Source organism: Ruminococcus sp. CAG:330, assembly GCF_000437175.1.
Lineage (GTDB): Bacteria > Bacillota > Clostridia > Oscillospirales > Ruminococcaceae > Ruminococcus_C.
In genome coordinates, this window is record NZ_FR898084.1 from 1 (window position 1) to 21886 (window position 21886).

Annotated in this window: 18 protein-coding genes; 13 read left to right on the forward strand and 5 right to left on the reverse strand. The window is 49.7% G+C overall.

Annotated elements, in window-relative coordinates; all coding sequences use genetic code 11:
- The 7 genes from QZL66_RS09670 to QZL66_RS09700 form a co-directional block, all read left to right on the forward strand.
- Window positions 1-1232: Hsp70 family protein (locus QZL66_RS09670; RefSeq protein WP_293602236.1), on the forward strand; the 1232-nt coding region annotated here is incomplete at its 5' end.
- A 60-nt stretch (window positions 1233-1292) separates the two neighbouring features.
- Entirely contained in the window at window positions 1293-3407 is a 2115-nt protein-coding gene (locus QZL66_RS09675; RefSeq protein ID WP_022411514.1) for a hypothetical protein, read from the forward strand.
- A 3-nt stretch (window positions 3408-3410) separates the two neighbouring features.
- Entirely contained in the window at window positions 3411-4523 is a 1113-nt protein-coding gene (locus QZL66_RS09680; protein WP_022411515.1) for a hypothetical protein, read from the forward strand.
- A gap of 16 nt (window positions 4524-4539) precedes the next feature.
- Window positions 4540-6843, forward strand: coding sequence for a GAP1-M domain-containing protein (locus tag QZL66_RS09685; protein WP_022411516.1), 2304 nt, complete (start codon window positions 4540-4542; stop codon window positions 6841-6843).
- Between the two features lie 187 nt (window positions 6844-7030).
- The gene (locus QZL66_RS09690) at window positions 7031-7210 is read left to right on the forward strand and encodes an alpha/beta-type small acid-soluble spore protein (RefSeq protein ID WP_022411517.1); all 180 of its coding nucleotides are present in this window, start codon (window positions 7031-7033) and stop codon (window positions 7208-7210) included.
- A 341-nt stretch (window positions 7211-7551) separates the two neighbouring features.
- Window positions 7552-8178, forward strand: a complete 627-nt coding sequence (locus QZL66_RS09695; RefSeq protein ID WP_022411518.1) for a hypothetical protein — start codon at window positions 7552-7554, stop codon at window positions 8176-8178.
- A 75-nt stretch (window positions 8179-8253) separates the two neighbouring features.
- Window positions 8254-8811 carry a hypothetical protein gene (locus QZL66_RS09700; RefSeq protein WP_022411519.1) on the forward strand — a complete coding sequence of 186 codons (558 nt, stop codon included), beginning with the start codon at window positions 8254-8256 and terminating at the stop codon, window positions 8809-8811.
- Between the two features lie 187 nt (window positions 8812-8998).
- Here the strand turns inward: QZL66_RS09700 and QZL66_RS09705 are convergent, their stop codons facing one another.
- Window positions 8999-9955: a hypothetical protein gene (locus QZL66_RS09705; RefSeq protein ID WP_022411520.1), complete on the reverse strand. Its 957-nt coding sequence runs from the start codon at window positions 9953-9955 to the stop codon at window positions 8999-9001.
- Between the two features lie 486 nt (window positions 9956-10441).
- Between QZL66_RS09705 and QZL66_RS09710 the strand changes: the two genes are divergently transcribed.
- Both QZL66_RS09710 and QZL66_RS09715 read left to right on the forward strand, forming a co-directional pair.
- The gene (locus tag QZL66_RS09710) at window positions 10442-11362 is read left to right on the forward strand and encodes a hypothetical protein (RefSeq protein WP_022411522.1); all 921 of its coding nucleotides are present in this window, start codon (window positions 10442-10444) and stop codon (window positions 11360-11362) included.
- A 3-nt stretch (window positions 11363-11365) separates the two neighbouring features.
- On the forward strand, window positions 11366-11911 hold the full coding sequence (locus tag QZL66_RS09715; RefSeq protein ID WP_022411523.1) for a leucine-rich repeat protein: 546 nt from the start codon (window positions 11366-11368) through the stop codon (window positions 11909-11911).
- Window positions 11912-12006: 95 nt separating this feature from the next.
- On the opposite strand, the gene QZL66_RS09720 is transcribed toward QZL66_RS09715, so the two are convergent.
- The 4 genes from QZL66_RS09720 to QZL66_RS09735 all read right to left on the reverse strand — a co-directional run bounded on the left by QZL66_RS09720 (window position 12007) and on the right by QZL66_RS09735 (window position 16423).
- On the reverse strand, window positions 12007-13704 hold the full coding sequence (locus tag QZL66_RS09720; RefSeq protein ID WP_022411524.1) for a GDSL-type esterase/lipase family protein: 1698 nt from the start codon (window positions 13702-13704) through the stop codon (window positions 12007-12009).
- Between the two features lie 7 nt (window positions 13705-13711).
- The gene (locus QZL66_RS09725; RefSeq protein ID WP_022411525.1) at window positions 13712-15046 is read right to left on the reverse strand and encodes a GDSL-type esterase/lipase family protein; all 1335 of its coding nucleotides are present in this window, start codon (window positions 15044-15046) and stop codon (window positions 13712-13714) included.
- 86 nt (window positions 15047-15132) lie between these two features.
- Window positions 15133-15642 (reverse strand): AraC family transcriptional regulator, encoded by a 510-nt coding sequence (locus QZL66_RS09730; protein WP_022411526.1) that lies wholly within the window; start codon window positions 15640-15642, stop codon window positions 15133-15135.
- A 4-nt stretch (window positions 15643-15646) separates the two neighbouring features.
- Entirely contained in the window at window positions 15647-16423 is a 777-nt protein-coding gene (locus QZL66_RS09735; RefSeq protein ID WP_022411527.1) for a hypothetical protein, read from the reverse strand.
- Window positions 16424-16615: 192 nt separating this feature from the next.
- On the opposite strand from QZL66_RS09735, the gene QZL66_RS09740 reads away from it, so the two are divergent.
- From QZL66_RS09740 to metE, 4 genes are all read left to right on the forward strand, one after another.
- Entirely contained in the window at window positions 16616-17005 is a 390-nt protein-coding gene (locus QZL66_RS09740) for a glycoside hydrolase family 98 domain-containing protein (RefSeq protein ID WP_022411528.1), read from the forward strand.
- Window positions 17006-17018: 13 nt separating this feature from the next.
- Entirely contained in the window at window positions 17019-18710 is a 1692-nt protein-coding gene (locus tag QZL66_RS09745) for a carbohydrate-binding protein (RefSeq protein ID WP_022411529.1), read from the forward strand.
- Entirely contained in the window at window positions 18694-19293 is a 600-nt protein-coding gene (locus tag QZL66_RS09750) for an alpha/beta hydrolase (RefSeq protein WP_293602245.1), read from the forward strand. Before QZL66_RS09745 ends, QZL66_RS09750 begins: the two co-directional genes overlap by 17 nt.
- 184 nt (window positions 19294-19477) lie before the next feature.
- Entirely contained in the window at window positions 19478-21748 is a 2271-nt protein-coding gene (gene metE, locus QZL66_RS09755; RefSeq protein WP_022411531.1) for a 5-methyltetrahydropteroyltriglutamate--homocysteine S-methyltransferase, read from the forward strand.
- The last annotated feature ends 138 nt before the right edge of the window (window positions 21749-21886 follow it).

Here is a 21886-nt window from a genome sequence, read left to right on the forward strand (position 1 = left end):
CCCGTCCGCTGGTGGAGCACACCGGTAAGCTGATTCAGGACATGTTTGCGGAAACCGGGCTGTCCTGGAACGATATCGATGATGTGATTCTTGTGGGTGGTTCTACCCGTATGACCATGATTGAGGACTACATCACGGAACTGCAGGGAAAACCGGCACTGCGTGGTGTTAATGCGGATGAGGCAGTTGCCCTTGGTGCAGCCATCACAGCCGATTCCATTGCGCAGTCCATTCAGAACTTCTCGCTGGACGGTCAGGTTGGATTTGAGATTTCCGCCGGAAATAAGACGGTCAAGGATGTCATCTCCCATTCGCTGGGACTGATCGCAGCACGGGAGGAAAATCAGGGCGATGTGCTCTATCGGACATTCTATAACGAGATCATGATTCCGCGAAACACTGCCACCCAGCAGGCAACGATGACCAAACAGTTCCGGCTGAACTCCAACACACAGGACATTTACCTGACTCAGTGGGAGAGCGAGTCGCTGCCGGAGGAGAGTGCCATCATCGGCAAATATCAGACCATGGGCATCACCCCGAACCAGCCGTTTTCGGTGACTTACTTCCACAATCCGGACGGAACGGTCAACATCACAGCAGAGCAGTCCGGAAAGCAACTGCGGGTACAGAAGGTGCTGGAGTGCGCCGACCGTACCTTTGAGCCGGAGAAAATCCAGATGCCATCTCATGGTGCGATCGTCATTGCCATTGATCTGTCCGGCAGTATGAGCGGTGTCTTGGATCAGGCGAAGGATTTCATCTACGACTTTGTCAAGAAGTTCTCGTCGGACGCTGTTTCCATCGGCATGGTTGGCTTTGCCTCTCGGGAAAAGAAAATCTGTGACCTGACCAATGACCGAAACCAGTTCCGCAGTCTGGTGCGGAAGATGGAGGTCGGCGATACTTTGGGCTACGGCACGAGCGCCAACCCCATGGATCATGCATATCAGATGCTGAAAGCGGAGGCAAGCCGTAAAACACTGAAATATGCCTATACCATCGTTCTCACAGACGGTGAGTGGACATCGGATGCTGCACGAGATGCTATTTCGGACAAAAAGAAATATGTGGCAAGCGGTTTTGAAATCGTTGCGCAGGGTTTTGGCGATGCAAACGAGAAGTTTATCAAAAATCTGGCGACCCGAACCGATCTGTCCGGCGTTGGAAATCTATCCAATCTGGGCTATGCAATGACCAACATTGCACAGGTACTGAATTCCTCCCACTGAGTATGCGGGAGCAGTCCTGCATAAAGATTCAGAAAAGTATCGGGGAAAGGAAAAGTGTAAATGATCAAGTATAGTGAAGACGCAAATTTGTACGTGGAAACTCGTTCTCCTATGGAAAAATGTTCTCCTCCGGCACCGGTAAAGGTGACGGCATATCGGCAGATCGCCATGAAGCTCGCTGATGGTGTCACGCCGGAAATCACGGAGCGCATGCTGAACGACAATTACCATGAGGCGCTTCGACTGTTGGAAGAGGATGTGTGTCAGGTTTATCGGCTGCTGAGCGGAAAGGGCGGCGTGACGCAGGAGGAGTGGGACTTTATCGTTGACAATGTGAAAAAGGGAAACTATATGTTCCAGAACATTGTCCTCCAGCTGGGAACGCCTATGAATCCGGTCATCGGCGCCACGGGAACACCGGCGCAGAAGCGGGAGATAACGGAAAAATTCCTGAAGCAGATTCTCAGCAAACACGGCATCTCACTGCAAATCGTTCCGCCAATTCCGGGGGATTACCTTTATGAAAAGACGGAGGACTATCTGCGCGGTCTGGCAGCTGCTCTAAAGATCCACATGGAATTCAAAAGCATTGAAACTCATCTGGAATCCTGCGACTACGTCAAAACCAAAAAGCGGCTGCACTATATCACGATCTACGACTTTTTAAAATACCATCTGGGCTGCAATAAAATTCCGAACAAACAGGAGCTGATTCAGCTGCTGCAAGGCTGTAAGGATCACGATGTGCTGGGAATTCGTCTGTCCGTGGACGAGATCCAGAAGATTCCGGGGGACTTTTTCGCAGAGTACGAGCGCTATCGGGATTTCAAGATGATTCAGGTCATGGGACGCTGGTTCGGAAAGTCCACTGTGCGCTGTATTAGTTCGGCAGCGTACCGCTATTTTGCCGACCAGATCGACGAAAATCTGCTCAACGATGCGCTGCACTATATGAAAGTGCACACTGCCACCTTGATGCCGAAAAAGAGCGTTTCCAGATTTGAGGGAACTAGTGCGATTTTCCGATATTCTGTGGGGGGCTTCACCGGCCGGCAGCTCTGGGCAACGCTGGACACCAACGGCTATGCCAAGGATTATCGCCAGACTGCGAAGCTGATCAAAGATGTTGGCATTCAGGGCTTTCGGGCGGATAATCTGCAAATGGGAAAGACGTACTACGCTAGTTTGTGGGAGATGAACGATGATGACGATGTGGTGAAGCTGGGTGATCTGCCGGCAGTAACTCCGGGAATCAACTGGCCGGATGTGAAGTCCGTCCAGAAGATGCAGTCCGATCGCTCTCTGCGTCTGACCGTTGAGTTTACCAACCGAAGCCAGATAGCGCAGTTCCAGTATATCGCTTGCGTCAAAGCGGGAACAGCGAGAATCCAGAGTCCGAAAGACGGCATGAGACTTATGGGAACGGTCAGCGGAAATAGCATTTCCTTTCAGGCACGGAATCTCCAGTATGACCAGTCCTATCAGATCTGTGTCTTTGCGGTGGATCGCAGCGGAAAATATGGAAAGCGTATCGTCCCCGATTTCTCGTATACGCCAGTGGAAAAGGAGATGCTACGTGTCATTCGAAAAGAGGGACGGCGGGTCGATGAAGTCAATCTGGACTTCGACGGGAACCAGTGGCCAAGTTCGGAACTGCCGGATGGGACAATTATCCAGTTCGCCTGCCGTACTGACCGCTTCCCCAAGGATATGAATGACAGCGAGCCTGGCTACGAAATCGCACCGCTGGGGAAAGTGTCCTATTCTGGCGGCGCATTCAAAGTCAAAATTCGAAAGAACGGCGGGTCGTCTGCCGTGCTGTTCCTCTGCGGATGGATCAAGAGCGGAAACGCTGTCGGAACCTTGGTGATTCGAAATGCGCTGTATGAGATCAATTATCACCGTCAGAAAGAGGGCGTGTTCGGGCACAAATATTCCGTGACGTTCCACGTTGCCAGCCATATTCCGCGCATCCCCCGCCTGAGCTTTGTCGCTTACAATCGGGGCGGAAATATGGTTGCCTCCGGAACGTTCGACTCCCAGAAGATTGACAGCAAGGGTGCTCCTGTTCAGGATGTGCGCTATGAATTTACCGCTACCGGAAAGGTAGCAGGCTTTGTGATCCGGCCGGAAAATCTCGCAGAACGCCGTCTGTTCTATTTTCGGGAGGTCTGAGAGATGGGTAAGATGTATCGCTATCCCCACGATTACTGTCCCTATTGCTATCATAAAATCGAGACATATTCGTTCTATTGCCCAAAGTGTGCTGGACAGCATCCGGAAACTGCGATCACACAGCCGGACAAGAATATTCCGCTGGATTATCGGGGGATTCCCCTGTGCAGCAACTGCGGCAGTGTCATGCGAATCTGCTGCTCCAACGATGCCTGCCGGAATCAAAACAACATCATTCCGCCGGAACCCACTGCTGTGGTAGCCATCGCCGGCTTCTCAAGCTCCGGAAAGAGCACCTATCTGCTTGACGTGGTAGCGTCCAAATCCAGCGAGACCGGTGTGCTGGTGTCTGCCAAAAGCCACGCACTGATCGAGTGGCGGGAACAAAATCTGCATCGGATTCAACAGTCGGATGTGCTGGACAGCACGCAGAAGCATGCGGATAACTTTTCCTCCGTGGTGGGGTTCCAGTCTGTTGCCAAAAAAGACTGCGAGGAGATTATCCTGTCGCTGACAGATCGTCCCGGTGAGGAATCGCAGGAGATGGAACGGCTTGCCAGCCTGAACTATCTGTTTTGTGCGGATTACATCATTTTGCTTTTGGATTTGCTGAACCTTCCCGGAATGTCGGAGGAACTTCGGGCAAAGGACATCGACTTTCCGCAGCAGGAGGCGACCGCCCAGAGCAATGAGATCGCCATCGAAAATATCATCGGTGCACTGGAACAGCAGCAGGGCAAAAAGGGAAAAAAGATTCCGCTGTTTATCGGCGTTGCCAAGTGGGACTATGCGGAAAAAGCCGATTTGTGCCCGCCGGGCTTTTCTATCGGATGCGAGGGCGCAGATACCACGGCGGTTTTGGATGCCAAGGGACGGCTGGATAAGAAGCGCTGGAATCTGAACAGCAATCTGATTCGAAATTTTCTGATGCAGCACAACGAGGAAAATCTGGTCAACAAAGCGGAACGCTATTTCAAGACCGTGAATTACTACGCTTTCTCCTGCTTTGGTGCTGCACCGCAGGTCAAAAGCGGCATTGTAACACCGCCCATCCACCATCCGCGCCATATTATGGATCCGTTTTACTGGATCATGAAGGATATGCATGCACTGTAAAAGGAGTGATTGAATCGTGGAGCAATCGATCTATACGTATTGTTTTAAAGACTATGACAGCGGAAATCGTGGCTGGGGCTTCTACTCGTTTTCGGACGGCATGGCAGCCTACTTTCACCGTGCGCCGGAACTTCAGACCATGGCGGACGGGAGAAACTACTGCGTTCCATCCAATTCCGAAGTATGGAAAGTGAATCCCATCACAGACTATGATCGTGATATTGTACAGGAAGCGCAGAGCATTGCACAATACCATCCGCAGCGGTTTTCCTATCAGAAGCTGGAGATTTCCCACGAGGAGACCGCTGTCTTTGTTTTTGGAAAGAATCTGGGACGGGAAATCGTCAGCGAGGGACGTGCCGGAAACAAGCTGGTCTATACGCTGGTAGGCAGCATGCGGGAGGTTCTGGATTATCCCTGCTTTTACGGTGACAATGCGTTTTTCCAGAACAAACTGACACGCTCGTATTTCGTCAACGGCAATCGGGATAGCCGTGCAGCAGCATTGCCGCCGGTTTCTCTGATTGCTGGAAAACGTGTGACACGGGAGTCGGTACACGCATTTTTGCAGGCTGATTCCAACCGCATGGAATATCTGGCAAGCCTGTTCTATGCGCTGTTGCAGGAGCGTTCCGGCGGAAATCGTCCCATTCTGATCTGCGATAAAAAGGAAAACATCATCTTCTGGATCGCAGCTGTTACGCTGCTGTTTCCCTTGGAGATCGCCAAGAACATCTCGTTTAACACCTATGACGGACTTGGAGAGACGTCTGTCCCGCAGATTCCCGCGCAAATGGCACTGTGCGGCGTATATTCCCCCACAGTCAACGGTGCGCCGGAAAGTCATGCCACCAATTACGATGCCGGAGCATTCCAGAATCGGAAAGATGTGGTGCTGTTTGACTTGGAGTGCCTGCTGCTTCCCACAATAAAAACCGATGCGTTTCTGCCGGTGATTCGTGCATTTTGCCAGGGAGATGAGAAGCTGCTTCAGGAATATCACCAATACCTGATGCATAACACGACCTACCGGGATTACGGCACGGAGTACACTGCATTTTATCCGGTTGGCACGGAGCGTGCAGCGCTGTTCCCGTACTATTCCAGAGAGGTGCAGGAGAAGATGCTGCATGCCGTGTATCCGTCCAAACTGTTCAGTGCTTCGCTCAGTGATGCGGAATTGCAGGATGCCATTGTCGTTTTGCGGAGCAGCCTGAAAAACGGACTGCTCTCTCGGGAACAGTTGCTGAATGAAATTTGGCGCTATGCTGCGGATGCGCTGAAAGATGCGGAGGATGATTTCCAGCATCTGATACAGCTGGAGGCAGTTTGCCAACTGGTGGGCTATTCCACAGAGACGATAATCCGTATGTATTTCTGCCAGAAGCCAAAGCAGTGGTGCGAGTATTTTGCTTCCATGAAAAAATGCTCGGAAAACAAGCTGATTCTCTTGCTGAAGCTGCTGGATCTGAGTCGTCCGGAGGAGCAGGAGGCATTTCAAATTTTGGCAAGGCTCCTGTCAGAGTCGGAGAATGGAAAGGCGAAGGTTAAGCAGTTCCTCTCCAGGCAGCTGGAACGGCTTTTCGGCGTTGCGCAGCCGACAGTTTCTCCGCAGATGGCGTTGGATCTTCTAAGTGCCAGCGATTGTGCAACGGTATTTTCACAGCATCTGGCCAAACTGTACATGCAGTGGAATCCGAACTATCAGGAGCAGGCATTTTCAATTCTGGAGAGTTCCTACCTGGGGGATGCATTTGTCCACGCCCTGCAGGAGATGATCTGGAGCCAGCCGGATGCTTTTCAGAGAGCGTATCAAACCATCGAGATGATGCAGCGGCATGGCAGCCGTTTCACGGCAAGCTGGGAAGAACGTTTTCATCAGAATCTTTCTCAGATGCCTCTGCAGCATCAGTTTGAATGGACGATTTTGCTGCTCCAGAACGGCGCTTGGGGATATTCTCTGGAGTTTTCAAAACTTGTGGAGAATTTGCTGCTGCAGGTGCCGTTCCACTCGGAGAAAGAACTTGCAGGCTTCTCGCTGCTGATCTGCTGCCGTATTGCGTCGCTGGGCGGTACGCAATATCCCATTTTTCTGATTTATGGAGCAGTAAAGCGTTCCGGCATTAAATTCAAGAGCTGGAAAAGAGTAGCAGAAGTCGTGTCGTGTACAGAATTTCCGCCGGAATTGGTGCAGTGTATGCGGGAAATGCTGGTGAACGACGTTCAGCGCTTTTTTGACGAAGAAAAGGACGCTGGACATGAACCGAGCGAGGAAACCCGAAGCGTTCTGAAAAAATTCAAGTTTTTCGGCAGGAAATAGGCGCAAATTCCAGCGAAAAAACGCATTCTTTCCAGAAGCTCCAGTCCCATGCACAAAAAACGAAAAAAACTACCTCTCATAGAATCTTCCGTTTTTGTCATACTATTAGTGCAGCACGAAAGCCGCTGAAATTTAGGCGCAGCTGCAAAAAGTCAAAAACCAAAAGAATGAAAAAGGAGATGTCATCATGAAGGGTGAATTTACGCAGAAGGGCAAGGAAGCTATGGAACGTTTTAAGATGGAGTCTGCAAGCGAAGTTGGCGTGACTTTGAAGCAGGGCTATAACGGCGATCTGACTGCACGGGAAGCCGGTTCTATCGGCGGACAGATGGTCAAGAAAATGATTGACGCCTACAAGATGCAGTAACATCTGTAGGATTCCGGAGATTATAAAAAACAAAGACAGATGCACTGTGTTTTACAATGCATCTGTTTTTTTGTTATGATGTTTATCATTTCTTTCTTTCAATTCCATCGAAAAGTATTAAAAAATAGTTAAATCTGTACAAGCGTATTGACTTTTAAAATAAAAGTATGTTAAAATAACCTACGTCGGGCTGGCTTTATGTCTTTTCGTAAGCATCTTTGCGATACAATTCTTATGATACTTTATGAAAGTATTTGAATGTTCATCTTTTTGGAAATTTAAATTTTCGCAGCACAGAACCGGTACAAGAAATAACATATTTTTACAGGAAAGGAAGACAGATGAAAGGGAAAATTTGGGGGCACTCACGAGTCAAACGCTTTTTGGCTGGTTTGAGTGCGATGACAATCTTAGCAGGGACAATTCCGTTTGCGGCGTATGGCTCACTGACGATGGCAGCGCATGCAGAAGAAGCTGGTACCGGCGAACAGGAGGAAAATCCGTTTTTGGTTTCCTCTGCAACTACAAAGTTTAACCTTACTGGCGGGATCATGAACGATAGTTCATTTGTGGTCAGCAATGGCATATGCAGTTTGTCTGACGATGCCGAACCGACCTGCATTCCCAATCCGGAACCGCCGGTAAACTCTAACCTCGTGTTTGCCGGCTGGGCCAATACTGCTGGAGAGATCGTAACCGAGTTTCAGGAGAATATGACTTATTATGCAAATTGGAAATATGGCACGACCAGCGAAACCAACCGCATTTCTAATTTGACATATCTGCTGTTGAATCAGAATAGCAATTTTTTTGATTTGCGGGGAAATGGCGGATCTCTCAGAACAACATACGGAGATGCTGGCTATAACTTGTACTATAAGTATAAGATCGACGAAATTTCTGCAAATATCAGAAGCAACATTACCGCTTTTGATGCGCAGAATGCAGAGTATTGTATTGGTAATTAGATTTATGTGACACCGATTTTTTCGTTTAGTGATTCCAAAGGAAAAATTTCGGAGAATGAGCAGGAAAATGCCTTTGTGAAGATCACCTACGTCATTCAGAACAGAAGTGAAAATCCGGTGACGGAGTTCGGACTTGCCAGCACTGCAGATGTTATGATCGGTGGCAATGACCATGCAGCAATTTATGGCTACAGCGCCGATCAGACGCCAGTTACCAGTGAAAATCACACCATGTTTTCCAATGTGCCAAATATTGAGATGCATGATGGTTCTGGAAACATCTTCAGTCTTTCTCTGTCTGATGATGGCGACTGTTGGTGGGGCGTTTATAGCAGCAGAACACAAAATGCTTATACTGGACACAACGGTTCTAATTATTCTACGGGCTATGATTCCGGTATCTCGTATTCCTGGCAGAACATCAATCTTGCGCCGGGAGAAACTGTTTTCAGAAGTGCTGTTTTTGCCGCAGGAGATATTCACTTGTTCCGCAAGCATGCCTATGATGCAAATGGCTATTGTTTTGGCGGTACGGACTGTGAACTTGCTATCGATCATGCTGATGAAAACAGTGTCATTTATCAGGCACCCATTTTCACAAGGATGACATTTGGGATTATATTCAAGATGTGATGTCTGCTACCGGAACTGATGACATCGATTTCAAAGGCAAGCAGCTTCCGATTTCAGATACAGTTAAGCAAACAAAAATAAACAGATTCCTATATCATGAAAGCGCTTCTGCGAAACAGCTGTCTGTTCCACGGGAGCGCTTTTGTTATCAACGAAATAGAATTGTTGGAATTTTAATCGATTTCTCTTACTGTTCCATCACCGGCACCAAAACCGTCGGCACATCGAATCGATTGACGCCCGTATCAAAACGAAGTACCGAGTACCGGGAGCCGATCATTTCGTTTTGATACAGCGCATCGCTTTTTTTCTGGTCAAAATAATGAAAACTCATCAGAAGCTTCACATCCTCCTGATACTGTTTCAGTGCCTCCAGATTTTCATAGAAGCTCTCCCGAAGCTGCAGAACACGTTCGTTTGTCAAATGACGGCAAGCGGCAGAGAGCTTCAGATGAATTTCGTCCTCCTCGCAATAAAAATGCTCCTGATCCGGCACGCACGTTTCTTCTCCGGCAGGATACACTTTCCCATCCGACAGATGGAGAAAATACGGCTTGCCATTCTTGAAATAGGTAACGTCCATGACGCTGATGTTTCCCACATCCATTGCCTTTGCGAATTTCTCGTCAAATATGTCATAAAACAAGTCTTCATCTGCCCACGACAGATCCGGAAGTACCTCCTCTTTTTTCTCATCGAACAGCGCCATCCAGGTTTTCAGCTTCATTGTCAGATGAATGAAAAAGTTTTGATCTGTAACCCACTCGCCTTTGCCAAATTCTGCAAGACTGATTTCCTGATACTTTGCCGCACCATAAACTGCATAGTTATAACCATAATCGTCGCTGGAAGTTTCGAAGGCAAAGGAACCGTTGTTGAGCGTGTCCACCTTTTTCAGGTCCTCGTACAGCTGATTTCCAAGCTGAAAAGCCAATTGGGTATAGTTGGAATCCATCTCGTATTCCGTGTAGTCGGGCTGTTTGTCCTTGCGGAAACCAGCGAACAAGTCGTCTTCTGAGTTTTCTTCCGACCATTTCTGTTCCGTCTCCTGAAAACGCTTCTCCAGCAGCTGCAAAAGCTCCAGTGCCTCTTTCGTGTCTGTGTAAATGCGGATTTTTGCTTCAAACCATCCAAATGCATTCATTTTAATTCCTCCATGTTCCTTTTTTGTCATGATATTCTTTGAATCATGATTTGTTTTTGTTTTCAAATACATTATACCAGCTTAGATATGAAATTTCTGTATTTCAAATATAAAAATAAAAAATCTGCAAATACCAATAAAGATTCGCCATACCCCTTGACAAATCATGCGGATTCTGGTATATTGCAATTGTCAGAATGTGATCGGAAAACGTAAGAATCACTGTTGGAAGCTTGTGACGGATTGCGTGAAAATTCAATATTTAGCTTTGACCAGTGACTTTTGCGGATTTACAGGGAGGAAGAATATGGATATTGCTTCGTATATCAATTCCGGAGACATTGCAGCACATTGCCGAAAAATCGGATATCATTTTTCGGCAATGGAGGCGGCATTTTGCATTGGAACGTGTCTTCACATTTCTCTCATCGAGAAGCACGCCTTGTTGCGGGAATTGATGCGAACGGCGGAGGACGATTAGAATTTTTGGATTCGCCGGACATTCGCCGGTATCACCGGAACACAGCATTTACTCCGGCAGAACAGGCGGTTCTGATCAGTATGAGTGTGAAGCAATCCGTCACAGAAAAAATGGCAGCGCTCCGGCAGCTTGCTGCGCAATATTCCTCGGCGGAGTTCGGGGCGGATCGGGTACGCCATACCTTTCCGGATTTTCGGGAGGGCGTTTTGGAGTATGTGACACGGATGCAGGAGGCATTGGAAAAGCAGTATGAACCAGATGCCGTTGTGTTTTCTGTGATCTGTACAGAAGCCGGATATTCCGAAGAAAAACCGGTGTATTTCAGTAATTTTGAAGAGGCATATTCTTATCTGAACGAGCAGCATGCCGAATATATGCAGCCATTTTCCGCAGAAATCCACCGGATTCCGCTGGAGAATGCCAGGACACAGGTTGAATACATCTATTACTGGAATTCCGAACATGTGCTGTACGATATGCAGCTTCGGGAATGCGCATCGAGTCTGGATTTGGATACCTGTTTTGTTGCGGTTCCGCTGCCGTTTGCGGAAGGGGATCTTGTCAAGTGTCCGGATCGCTTTGGAAATGTGAACTATGGTGTTATTCGCGGACTGTGGAACGAAGCAGACGATGAAAGACACCGTGAGTACGGAGATATCTCGGATATGCTTCTCAATCTGGAGGAATATACGGCAGACAAGACGCACGCTCTGGGCGGTTTTTTTCATCGCATCTGTGATGTATTCAGCCTGTGGCTGAGCGCTTGCACTGCGGAGGAGCTGCCGGAAGATCAGAAGTATCTGCTGTTGATACAGGACGTGATTCAAGGAAGAATGGATACCTTTCAGCTGCTGGAATCCTACGGAACCAACCAGCTGCAAAGCACAATGCAATTTTTTCATGCCAATGAATTGGGAGGGGAGTAACTGATGGAATTTAACGAATATCGAAAGCTGCGCATTTCAGCGCCGGTAACGGAAACCATTCAGACAAAAAATATCTGCACCATGCTGTTCCCGCGCACACCAACAACGCCATCGATTCTCCATGGTGTTTCGTCGCCGGAAGATACAGCGCTGATTCGTTTGCCGGATTATGTTGGACAGAGTGAAATTGTGGATCTCATGAGCAGCACATTCTCCGGAAATGCCACGGTGCAGGAGATCATTTTGCCGAAACACCTGCGAATTCTCCGTGAAAATGCGTTTTCCGGATGTACTGCTCTTCGGTGCATCTGGATTCCAAAAACTGTGAGAGATATTCCGGAGGACGTATTTCTGCATTGTGATGCGCTGGAAGCGGTCTACTATGAGGGAAGCAAGCAAATGTGGGAGAAACTGCCCATTCGGCGGTATCGGGATTGTGTCAGCTCCAAAGGAATGGGTGCGAAATTTACAGAAAAACGAGTGCCGCTGGCAGGGAACGAAACGCTGTTTCGGGCGACAGTTTATTTTGACTGCATCTGGGAATCCTGATTGCAACACAGTTCAATCACAAACAACAAGAGCTAGCATTCCATATAGGATGCTAGCCCTTCGTTTTTCGATTCATTTGCAGTCATCGAAAATCTCTACGAGATTTTTACCAGAGAGATGTTGGAGAGTGTGACATTGTAGGAATCTTTCCCGCCCAGCTGAAAGATAATAGAAGCCGCTGCATCGTCCTGCTCTGCTGTGAACTCTGCGGAGAAGTGCGTCTTTTCGGAAACCGCATCAAACTTGCTGCTGAAGTATATGCTTCCATCCGCACCACGAACCTGTACCGGCAATTTCCCGTCATATCCCGAGGTGCAGTCGAATTCCAGCCGGTAGCTTCCGCCGTTTTTGAGCGGAACGCCGGCAATTTCGGCTTCAATGGCATCCGGTGTTTCACCGCCGGTGACCATGTTGATCCAGAAAGATTTGTCATATCCCACATAAGAGGCGGCATTTCCGCCTTTTTCCGCAGCAATATTCAGGCGGTATTCCGCATCCGCTGCCATGTCTAGCCCGATCTGATCGGATTCCATGCCGAGCGCCTGACAGATCTTGTCCGCCAGAACATAGGCGCTTTTCTGCTGGGTGACTGCCGAGGGGTGCCAGTCAGAACCGATGCCGTCCGCCTGATTTTGCAGCGTTGATTCATAACTCATAATGCGCTGATCTCCCGTTTCTGTGCGGTACTGTTCTACTGCATTCTCCACGCTGGGATAGAGATCACCGCCCATGGTTCCAAGGGTGCAGATGAGGTAGGCACTGGGGTTCTTTTCCCGCAGGGTTTTAAGAAATTCCACATAGGTGCTGATGAATGCCGGCGTGCGTGCTTCCGCATCCTTGGACACGTAGCTGGAGTCGTTTGTGCCCAGGTTTACGACAACCACATCATAGGAATGGGTGTCGAAATCCCATGGCTTTGCGTAGTCCGGCAGTTTTCCGATCAGCCCGTAGCAATCCGGAATCAAGCTGTCAGTGTTGATGTCGCCGGAGGTGTAACCCGACAGCACACCATATCCGCTGTAGGAAACAGCACTGTAATCGGCATCCAGCTTTTGTGCGGTCAGATAGGCGTAGGATTTCATGAAGTTTTCGGTCGTTGTCCGGAACGGCTCATAGCTGTTGCTGCCCTCTACGCCGTAGGCACAGGTGATAGAGTCGCCGATAAACTCGATGGAGAGCGCCTTTCCCTTTTCCGGAATGACCGCATCGGAGCGGTCGGAAACCGCAGAGATATCTTTCACGCCAACTGCACCGTTCATTGCCTCGGAGAGGTGGATGATCTGAATTTTTGCCGTGCGGATGATTTCGCCCTCAAATAAGGTCATCGTCTTTTCTGCGGAACTCATGACCTCATCTGCAACGATCTCTCCGTCCACCAAAACCGCATAGCGCGGGCGATAGTCGGCTTCGTTTTGAATGGAGCTGTCGCCGGCAAGTGTCACAGAGGCAGAGGTTCCGGTCACTGTAAAGGATACCGCAGAACCGCTCTGCACCAGCCAGGTGGTGTCGTTGCTGCGCATGGTTCTGCCGGTCAGTTTGACAGATTCCGAGGTGGCAGCATAATGCTGCTGTGTCAATTCGCCGGTAGTCTGCTGCATGCTTCGGAGCAGACACAGGTCGAATCCGTTCACAATGCCATCGCCGTCGACATCATCCATCTGCGAGAGTTCCGAAGCCCCCAGCAGCGCTGTTTGCAGCGATTGAAGTTCTGCGTCCGCCGCAGAAACGGGGACGATCTCGCCGAACAGCAGCAGTGCGGCCGTCGGAAGTGCAATCCATTTTTTTCGATTCATGAGGTTCTCATCCTTTCTCCGTGTCATTTGCTGTGTTCAGGAGTTTGTACCGCAGCAGTGCCAGATCCATGCCGTTGATGACGCCATCTCCCGTCAGATCGCCGGTCAGTGTGGCAGAGCCGTTCAGCCCCAGCAGCCACTTCTGAAGCGTTACCGCATCCGCCAGCGAAACCACGCCGTCCCCGTTGACATCGCCGTCCGGCAGTGCTGTATTCCGGTAGACACGTGCGTACATGGTTTCCGCCCAAATGCGCCGCATCTCCTCGTATCCCTCGCTGCATGGATGTACGCCGTCGCTGCTCAGATACTCCGGATGCTCCTGAAGAATGCTGTAAAAGTCCGGCCCGGGAATAACCTGCGGGTACTGGGTATAGATGCGGTCGATCATGGCGTTATAGTCCTGTTCGTAATTCTGCACACCTGCTTCCGTGGCAAAGGGAATTTTCGGAAGCACAGGAATTTTTCCGGCATCCAGAACCGCCTGCACCATGTATACCGTATTCTCATAGTACGTTTGTGCACCGGTCTGGTTGCCCCATGCGTCATTGGTTCCGTAGGCAATGGAGACGTACTTTCCGGGGAATGTTTCCAGCCAGCGGTCAATATTGTTTCTTCCGTCTGTGCTGGTAATTCCGCCGATACCGCCGTTTTCCTGAATGGGGAAGTAGCGGGAATCCAGCCGGTTGAGATAGGTGGCGAATCCCGTTCCATAACAGTTGTTCATACCGCCGGCAGTGATGGAATCTCCCAGAAACAGCCAGCTGTCGCAGATACCGTTGGAAACGTCGTGAATGTCAAAGTTCACCATGCACGTTCCGGATGTTTTTCCGTCTACGCCGGTGATGCGCAGGCGAATCCAGTTGTATCCGGCGAAATCCACGAGATGCTGCCGGGAACTGAGGGTGTTTCCTGTGACGGTTTCTACGATCTCCCATCCGTCTTCCGGATAATCGCCGCCCTGCGCTGCATTTACTTCAATGGTATAATCCGACGGTTCCATGTTGCGGTTGCTGTACATGCCGATGGTATCGTATGCGCTGGTATTGTACCAAACGGCATCGATGATTTGCCGCTGTGCCTCAGGAACACCGGAGAGGTCATAGGCGAGATAATCCTCCGGCGCAGCGCCGTTCCAGAAAGAATAGTAGTAATCGTCGTTTCCGGCGCAGGCAGTAGCTGGATTGACACTGGAATAGGCGGGAACATTTCGGCTGATTACCGGATTGGGCATTTCCACGGTTTTCGCCGAATCCGCAGAAGCTGTGGGCGGAACAAGCAGCGCTGCCGTAATNNGCGCTGCCGTAATTCCGGCAGCAGCTGCGCAAGCAATGATTTTTTTCATACACACAAGTCCTTTTTGAAAAGAATATATTTATAGTATATAATTTTACACTTGGATTGTCAAGTATTTGTAGACAGAATAGCTCGTCAGATAAATTTCTTTCGGTATTGGCTTGGTGTGCATCCGATGCTTTTCTGAAACAGCCGCATGAAATACTTGGCGTCCAGATATCCGCACTGTACTGCAATTTCCTCGATATGCAGGGAAGTGCTTAAAAGCAAATATTTTGCACGGTTCATCTTTGCAGCGATGCAGTCCTGTACATAACTGATACCGAAAAAGCTGCGATACAGATTGCGGAAATAGCCGACACTGAAGTGTAGCCGTGCTGCGGTGTTCTCCATGGATGCAGCTCGTTCTGGATGCTGGTATAGCGTCCTGCGGCAGGCGAGCAGCTTTGCACCGTATGGCGTTTGCAGCTGCTCCTGTGCCCTTTGATGCTGCGCCTGAATTTGCTCCGCCAGCTGCTTTTCCGCTGCCGAAAGTGAGAAGCCGGCACAGGTTCTGACGCAGTCCGCATAGAACCATGCATTCGTTTCGCAGCACTTTGGAAATCCCAACTGGTTGGACAGAAAAACAGACAGCCGTTCCCACATGGCGTCAGCATCCTGCGCTGCTGTGCCGACTTGCAGAATGCCGTATTTTCCGTTTTGAAAATACCCGCAGATCGCCGCTGGAAACAGCTTTTGAAGAAGCTTCGCAACTGCTACAGCATCGTGTACGGTTCTTTCCTGCTGTCTGGAGGAGAAACCATTTTGAAATGTGTCGAATTTCAGAGCTTGTATTCATAGGAAATATATGCGGATTTTCGAGCAAATTTTTTTGCAGACAAGGCAAAAATTTGCAGGCATACTTTCGTATGGCAAGAATTTTTAACGCAGTATGCAACAAAATTTGCCGAAAAGACGTAGATAGACGCCTATGAACACGAGCTCTCAGGATGCCAAACATCAGCGTGCTGTTCCGGCTGGCGGACAGCACTTGTTTGAGCTGACTGCGGAAGCCTGTCTCGTGGTAGAGTCCGGTGACGGAGTCGTAGGTGTCAGAGATGTTCTGACAGGCGATGTAATACTGGATGTCCGTTTTCATGCGCAGAAATTCCAGACCATTGGAAACGGTTTTCGCCCAGTTGCGGAAGATTGGCTCATAGGTAAATACACCGTTGTAGGAGAGCACCACATATCTCATGGTGCGCTTGGCAAAAAAGAGCGGGCTGAAATACGACACCGTGCACAGTTCTTTTGGATTGTAAATGTTGGAGAACACGGCGACATTTGCCGAGATTGTCTGTGCTTGTGTGAGAATACCTTGCAGTAGCTGTTTTTGTTCGGTATCGGCGATTTGTGCAGCAATGACGCCGAACAAGAGCCGTTTCATATCACAGCACCTTCTTTTCCTCCATTATACCGAATCTGCGCTGAGAAGTCAATGAAAATATATGCAAAATATCCACCAAATGTGCAGAAAATCGGTTTTCGAATTTGTGCAGATATGATATAATATATTCGAAAAAGTTTATTACTTTTAGAAGAACACACGCTGAAACATGAAGAATGGAGGTACTTTTTTATGAAACATCATTTTGTTCGGCGATGGATCTCGGCGGCACTTTCCGGAGTTTTGACCGTTCTGCTGCTGGCAGTGCCATTTTCCGGTGCAGTGCCCAAGGCATCGGAAAACTGGAAGAGCCTTCTGAGCGCAGAGCCGATTACGGCACAGGCAGCAGGGGATTTCCGGCGGCCGGTGTCCAACACACAACCTATGTGGATTGTACACATTGATTCGTGGAATTACGCCGATCCGGCAAAAATCATCGATTTGATTCCGGAGGATGTGCTTGCCCTATGTGGTATTCAACATCTCCCTCTCCATCAACTGGGACAGCACCAATCACAAATGGCTAATGGTGTAGGGCGGTTATGCGTGTGCAAAATCGTGGCTGCGCACCTGTGCGGATAAGGGCGTTTGGACGATGATCCAGCCTTCCAGCGGCGGACAGTCGCATTTTCCGGACTATAACGCCTCCACCGATTATGAGGACACGATATTTGCCGAGTTCTTCCGGGATTACTGGGGAAACTGTTACGCCGGACGAAATGAAAACACATGGGTGACCTACAACCCGTTCAAGGACGGCACCCTTGCCGGCGGATATCTCTCCCTTCAGTACAATACTTGCAAGGAATTGGAGTGCACCTATTCCGTCTATACCACTGGTATCATTCGGGAGTATTCCGATGCTGTGGACATCTACGTCAACAACTATGACAAAGAAGATGCCAAGACGTTAAAGACAAACACGTTCAAGATTTACGGTTGCACTGCAGAACCCACGCTCACTTATACCGACCGTGGCATCAATCAGGCAGCCAGCGAGGTGACCACCTCTTATGCCGACGGTACGTATACCATCACCGTCAAACAGAACGGACCGGTAGACATTTCTGTCAAGTGCGGCGGTTCGGAGACCAACCGGCAGACGGCATACCAGGAGGCAGCCTATACTGCACCTGCATTTCCGTCGTTTTATACCGGCATCCGGCAGTATGAGGGCGAATTCTTTGACACCAAGAACGTGGAGGGAAATGTAACAAACGGCTGCTCCAGCGGGATCACAGGCTACTGGGGACAGGGCTTCCTGAAGTTCGGCACCAAGGCAAGCGCAGCTGCAAAGGATACAGTGACCGTCAAAAAGGCAGGAATATTTGATCTGACACTGCGCTATGCAGCTACATCGGATATCTCTTATGTGGATCTGTATGTAAATAGCAAAAAGGTCAAAACGCTTTCGCTGAAAAAAGGCAGCTCCTACAGCGACTGGAAAACGGTAACTGAGAAGGTGACGCTTGCAGAAGGGGACAATGCCATTGAATTTCGGGCAACCTTCGATCTGCCGTGTTCCCTCTATCTGGACTGTTTTGCTGTGGATGGCGATTTCGGCAGCGCATCACCAGTGCTGGAACCGCTGAACGGAAAGTATATCCGCAATCTCACGGTACTGGACACAGAAAACGTGGCGGACTGGTCTATCACTGATTCGTTCGGAACAGGAACCACCCTGTTCGGCGACCGTGAATTTACCGCAGTTTCAATTCCCCAAAACCTGAGCGGTGCGGAAGCTGTTTGCACTGCCTGCGACTCCAAATTGGTTCTGACCGATCTGGCAACTTGTACTGCCGGAGAGAATCTGACCATGTATGTGGCAATGGACACAAGAGTGACCGGCAATCTGCCGGCATGGCTGAACGGCTGGAAAGATACCCGCACCTCCATTCGAACCTCCAATGACGTGATGCTGCACTTGTACAAGAAGAACTTTCGGAAAGGGGAGAGCATCACGCTGGGAACCAATGGCGGAAACGGCAACTCTGTCAATTATATCGTGCTGGCAGCAGCGAGAGCCGGAAAGACTGCAAAATTTTCGGACACCCGCAGCTTTGATGCTGCTGATGTAGACGGGAACGGTACACTGGAATCCGCAGACCTCCAGCAGATGCAAGCCTATCTGTTGGGAAAAATCCAGAAGTTTTCCACATCGCAAACCACAGTGACAGGAGAAGCCTATATGCAGAATGCGCAGAAGCAGGTGGTGGAATTTGCACCGGACAATGCAACCGCCGAGCAGGCAGGTGTGGCATACGGCACTTTTGAAAAGAATCTATGACTCCAAGATCTGCGGCAGAAAGAAAAACGTCAACGTGCTGCTTCCGGCAGGATACACCACCGCCAAGAAGTATCCGGTGCTGTATGTGCTGCATGGCTACTGGGGCAATGAGGATGCCTTGCTGGATGCAGGAGATGCTTCGCTGTGTTTGCGCCAGATCATTGGAAATGGCATTGCTGCCGGAGAGGCTAAGGAAATGATCGTTGTCTTTCCGGACATCTGCGCCAGCACCACACAGGACAAGTGCACCGGACTGGATGCGCAGAACAATGCAGCTTATGACAACTTCATCAATGTGCTGACCAAGGAGCTGATGCCCTATATCCAGCAGAACTATTCCGTTCTGACCGGACGGGAGAACACAGCCATTACCGGTTTTTCCATGGGCGGTCGGGAATCTCTGAACATCGGCTTCTCCAGACCGGATCTGTTCGGCTACGTGGGAGCTATGTGTCCGGCACCCGGACTGACCACCGATCTGATTCCGGCGGATCAGCTCAAGTTTGACGGTGTTTCTCCATTCGTCCGCACATATACAACTATATCCGTGCAATTTTCCATGCATCGTAAACGGGTATCATAATCTAAATTCCAAACATGGAGCAGGCAGTTATGCCTGCTCTTTTTGGCTTTACGGCAAAAAAATCAATCGGATATTCCAAAAAGTAATAGCAAACTGTAAAAAATAGATATTTTACATGTCACTGAATCGCTGGTATAATGGAAACAATAAAAACCACATGGAAACCGCAGAAATGGAGCGAATTATGAAAACAACGATCATTGGATTTCCCAGAGTTGGCAGCCTTCGGGAACTGAAGTTTGCCAGCGAGAAGTATTTCAGAAATGAGATCACAGCACAGGAACTGGAGCAGACCGCACAGCAGCTGCGTGCTGCCCACTGGAACTTGCAGAAAGAAGCCGGAATCGGACTGATTCCGGTAAACGATTTCTCTTTCTATGACAATATGCTGGATACCGCAGTGCTTTTCGGTGCAGTGCCGAAGCGCTATCGTGACCTGCATCTCTCGGAACTGGACACCTATTTCGCCATGGCACGCGGCTATCAGGGAACACAGGGTGATGTTAAAGCATTTGCCATGAAGAAGTGGTTCAACACGAACTATCACTACATGGTGCCGGAAATTGCAGACGACACACAGATTTTTCTCACCGGAACCAAGCCGTTTTCCGAGTGGCAGGAGGCAAAGCAGCAGGGCATTTCCGGAAAACCGGTGCTCATCGGACCGTTTACGTTTTTGAGGCTGGCAAAGTACACCGGCGAAAAGACAGCAGAGGATTTTGCCGATGAGGCTGCTGCTGCATACTGCACCTATCTGGAAAAGTGGAACGAACTTGGCGCAGAGTGGGTAGAATTTGATGAACCGTGTCTGGTTATGGATTTGACCGCAGCGGAAATCGATCTGTTCCGCCGGCTCTACCAGAAGATTTTGGCAGCAAAGGGCAGTGTTCGGGTATTGCTGCAAACTTACTTCGGAGATGTTCGGGACTGCTATTCCACTGTATGCAAACTGGCATTTGACGGAATCGGTTTGGATTTCCTCGAAGGAAAACAGTCGTTGTCTCTGGTACAGGCAAATGGATTCCCCAAGGAAAAGGTGCTGTTTGCCGGCGTTGTCAATGGCAAGAACATCTGGCGCAACCGCTACGACAAGACCAGAAAACTGGTGGAACAGCTGAAGCCGTTCTGCGGAGAAATCGTTTTGAACACCTCGTGTTCTCTGCTCCACGTGCCGTACACGCTGCGCCATGAGAAGAAGCTGGCGGAGGAATACCGGAAGCACTTTGCCTTTGCTGAGGAAAAGCTGACCGAACTCTCGGAGCTGTCCCGGATTCTGGATGCTGCGGATCCCGCAGAAACCGCAGCATATCAGAAAAACGCCGCACTCTTTGCCGAATCCAGAAATTGCAGCAATGCAGCGGTACAGGAAAAAGTGGCTGCTCTGACCGCATCAGATTTTGTGCGTCTGCCGGCATTTGCAGAACGGGAAAAGATTCAGCATGCCGAATTCCAGCTGCCGTTTCTGCCGACAACGACCATCGGTTCTTTCCCGCAGACTGCGGAGGTTCGTGCCAACCGTGCGGCATTCCGAAAAGGTGAGATCACCGAGGCAGAGTATGTACAGTTTAATCGCCGGAAGATCGCAGAGTGCGTCAAGGCGCAGGAGGAGATCGGACTAGACGTGCTGGTACACGGAGAATTCGAGCGAAACGACATGGTGGAATATTTCGGCGAGTGTCTGGACGGCTATCTGTTTACTGAAAAGGCATGGGTGCAGTCCTATGGCACACGCTGTGTAAAACCGCCGGTGGTATGGGGCGACATCAGCCGTGCCAAACCCATGACTGTGGATTGGTCGGTATATGCGCAGAGCCTGACGAAAAAGCCCATGAAGGGCATGCTGACTGGCCCTGTGACGATTTTGAACTGGTCGTTCCCGAGAGAGGACATCTCTCTTCAGGCGTGTGCTTACCAGATCGCACTGGCGATTCGGGAGGAAGTGCTGGATCTGGAGAAAAACGGAATCCGCATGATTCAGGTAGACGAAGCTGCTCTGCGGGAAAAGCTGCCGCTGCGGAAGTCGGACTGGCAGTCGGATTATTTGAGCTGGGCAATTCCGGCGTTCCGTCTGGTGCACAGCGGTGTCAAGCCGGAAACGCAGATTCACACCCATATGTGCTACAGTGAATTTGCAGATATCATCCGTGAGATCGACGACATGGATGCCGATGTCATCACCTTTGAGGCAAGCCGTTCCGATCTGACGATTCTGGATGTTTTGCAGGAAAACCATTTCCGCACGGAAGTTGGCCCCGGCGTCTATGATATCCACTCGCCCCGTGTTCCCTCTGTGGAGGAGATTCAGACGGCAATCGAAAAGATGCTGAAGCGCATCCCCAAGGAAAAGCTCTGGGTCAATCCGGACTGCGGTCTGAAGACCAGAGGCGAGGCAGAAACACGCCCCAGTCTGGAACACATGGTACAGGCTGCCGCAGCGTGCAGAAACGTAAAGTAATCCAATCAGAAAACAACAATTGCCATCATCCATAGAAACTGCCGTTCCGTAAAGTTTTGCGGAACGGCAGTTTCAGATTTTTGAATGTGTAGTCAATGGATATTAGAACCTGTCTTCACAAGCGTATACAAGTGTCTT

Bases quoted from the DNA above. Each gene is read 5' to 3' on its own strand.
- QZL66_RS09675 (WP_022411514.1), top strand. From the start codon at position 1,293: ATGATCAAGTATAGTGAAGACGCAAATTTGTACGTGGAAACTCGTTCT.
- QZL66_RS09680 (WP_022411515.1), top strand. From the start codon at position 3,411: ATGGGTAAGATGTATCGCTATCCCCACGATTACTGTCCCTATTGCTAT.
- QZL66_RS09690 (WP_022411517.1), top strand. From the start codon at position 7,031: ATGAAGGGTGAATTTACGCAGAAGGGCAAGGAAGCTATGGAACGTTTT.
- QZL66_RS09695 (WP_022411518.1), top strand. From the start codon at position 7,552: ATGAAAGGGAAAATTTGGGGGCACTCACGAGTCAAACGCTTTTTGGCT.
- QZL66_RS09705 (WP_022411520.1), bottom strand. From the start codon at position 9,955: ATGAATGCATTTGGATGGTTTGAAGCAAAAATCCGCATTTACACAGAC.
- QZL66_RS09715 (WP_022411523.1), top strand. From the start codon at position 11,366: ATGGAATTTAACGAATATCGAAAGCTGCGCATTTCAGCGCCGGTAACG.
- QZL66_RS09720 (WP_022411524.1), bottom strand. From the start codon at position 13,704: ATGAATCGAAAAAAATGGATTGCACTTCCGACGGCCGCACTGCTGCTG.
- QZL66_RS09730 (WP_022411526.1), bottom strand. From the start codon at position 15,642: ATGTGGGAACGGCTGTCTGTTTTTCTGTCCAACCAGTTGGGATTTCCA.
- QZL66_RS09735 (WP_022411527.1), bottom strand. From the start codon at position 16,423: ATGAAACGGCTCTTGTTCGGCGTCATTGCTGCACAAATCGCCGATACC.
- QZL66_RS09740 (WP_022411528.1), top strand. From the start codon at position 16,616: ATGAAACATCATTTTGTTCGGCGATGGATCTCGGCGGCACTTTCCGGA.
- QZL66_RS09745 (WP_022411529.1), top strand. From the start codon at position 17,019: ATGATCCAGCCTTCCAGCGGCGGACAGTCGCATTTTCCGGACTATAAC.
- metE (WP_022411531.1), top strand. From the start codon at position 19,478: ATGAAAACAACGATCATTGGATTTCCCAGAGTTGGCAGCCTTCGGGAA.